The organism is Novosphingobium sp., assembly GCF_031424035.1.
GTDB lineage: Bacteria > Pseudomonadota > Alphaproteobacteria > Sphingomonadales > Sphingomonadaceae > Novosphingobium.
In genome coordinates this window covers 1-2,106 of sequence record NZ_JANPGP010000068.1, presented here as the reverse complement: position 1 = coordinate 2,106, position 2,106 = coordinate 1, and the positions used below count along the sequence as shown (strand labels likewise).

Annotated in this window: 1 protein-coding gene and 1 pseudogene; both read left to right on the top strand. The window is 62.9% G+C overall.

Translation table 11 applies throughout. The features are described from left to right. On the top strand, positions 1-1,774 hold a 1,774-nt coding region (locus tag RMO89_RS10110; RefSeq protein WP_310532892.1), incomplete at its 5' end, for a TonB-dependent receptor. A 57-nt stretch (positions 1,775-1,831) separates the two neighbouring features. Next, a pseudogene (locus tag RMO89_RS10105) lies at positions 1,832-2,106 on the top strand (shikimate dehydrogenase); the annotation flags it as partial.

The window sequence follows — 2,106 nt, the reverse complement described above, 5'->3', positions numbered from 1 at the left end:
CAACTGGAGCGCCCGCTATGTTGGCGTGCCGTACAAAGGCTGGGATGAAAACTACCAGATCCAGCAGTACCTGACCGGCCTGAAGGGCACGATCACCGATGGCTGGACGTTCGACGCCTTCGTTGCCTACGATCAGTCGGTGCACAATTCGATCATGCGCAATGCCGTGCTCAAGAGCCGGGTGCAGACCCTGCTCAATGCAGCCGATGGCGGTAAATCGCTTTGCGCCGGCGGGTTCAATCCGTTCGGCGATGCCAATGCCCGCTCGCTCTCGGCGGCGTGCCAGGCCTATATCACCAAGGATGCGATCAGCCGCGAGGAACTGAGCCAGACGCAGGCCCAGCTGCAGATCAACGGCAAGCTGTTCGACCTTGGGGCCGGCCCGGCCCAGATCGCCCTGCTCGGCGGCTATCGTCGCAACACCTATACGTTCAGCCCCGATGCTGACACGACGCCGAACTCCGGCTTCGCCCCCGGCGCGAATATCGAGGGCTTTGCCTTCCAGCTGCCGGTTCCCAAGCGCGCGATCAGCGTGAAGGAAGTCGCAGCGCAGATCGATATTCCGCTGCTGACCGACCAGCCGTTTGCCCGCGAACTTGGTATTGGCGGTGCGGTTCGTCTGTCGGACTATTCGGTGACCGGTTCGGTGACCAGTTATGAAGCCGATGCCCGCTGGCGTCCGGTCGACAACCTGCTGTTCCGCGGCAGCTATCAGCGCGCCGTTCGTGCACCGAACATCGCCGAACTGTTCTCGCCGCCGCAGAACGCCCAGCTCGTGCTCGGCGATCCCAGCACCGGCGCGCTTGGCGATCCGTGCGACACTCGCTCGTCGGCCCGCACCGGAGCCAATGCCGCGCAGGTTGCCGCGCTCTGCGTCGCCCAGGGTGTGCCTTCGACCGTGATCGGAACCTACCAGTTCCCGACCACGGCGACCGGCTCGACGATTGCCGGCAACACGGCGATCACCCCGGAAAAGGCCACCACCTTCAACCTCGGGTTCGTCTTCACTGCCCCGCGCAATGACGGCATCCTTGGCGATTTCTCGGTGTCGGTCGATTATTATAACATCAAGATCCGCAACGTGATCTCGTCGGTTCCAGGCGGCACCGTACTGTCGGGCTGCTATAACCTCGATGGTTCTAACTCGACCTATGCGCTGACCAACGCCAACTGCGCGCTGATCACCCGCGACACGTCGACCGGCCAGCTGCTCAACGTCGCACTGCCTTATCGCAACCTTGGCTCGCTCAAGACCGATGGCATCGAAGTCCAGATCCACTGGGGCATCCCGGCACCGTTCCTGGGCCAGAGCGGCAAGCTGACCATCGATACGGGTATCGGCTACCTGAACAACTACAAGGTGCAGTTGCTGCCGGGCGCCGCGTTCCTCGATTACACCGGCGTCAGCAATGGTGGGGCATCCGATCCGAGCAGCGTGCCGCCGCGCGTAACCCCGCGGTGGAAGGCGCTGACTACTTTCGGTTACCGGTCGGACACGTTGAACCTGGGGCTTCGCTGGAAGTACCAGAATGCGCTCGACGATGTCTCGCGCATCAACTCGCCCAACAACATTGCCGTGGGCGTGCCGGCCTATGCCACCTGGGACCTGTTCGGTTCGGTCAAGGTTGGCGAGAAGTTCGAATTGCGCGGCGGCGTGAACAACCTGTTCAACCGCGGCCTGCCGTTTGTCGCCAGCAACCAGACCGGCACCGACACCGCTCAGTACGACCTGATCGGCCGTTCGTTCTATGTCGGCTTCAAGGCGAAGTTCTGACCCATGCTCCCGCCGGCGCTGGCAAGTCCAGCGCCGGCCAGCTACGATTGACAGGCAATGCTTCGCACAGGACTTATCGGACGGGCCATCAAGGCCTCACGTTCCCCATGGCTGCATGAACAGGAAGCCGGGGCGCAGGGCCTTGACCTGACTTACACCCTGTTTGATTTCACCGCCGACGGCATGGATGATGCCGCGCTTGGCCCCCTGCTGCGCCGCCTTGCCGGTGAAGGGTTCAGCGGGGTCAACATCACTTATCCCTTCAAGCAGGCGGTCATCGGCCTGCTCGATGAACTGGCCGACTGCGCCCGCAGTGTCGGCGCGGTGAACAC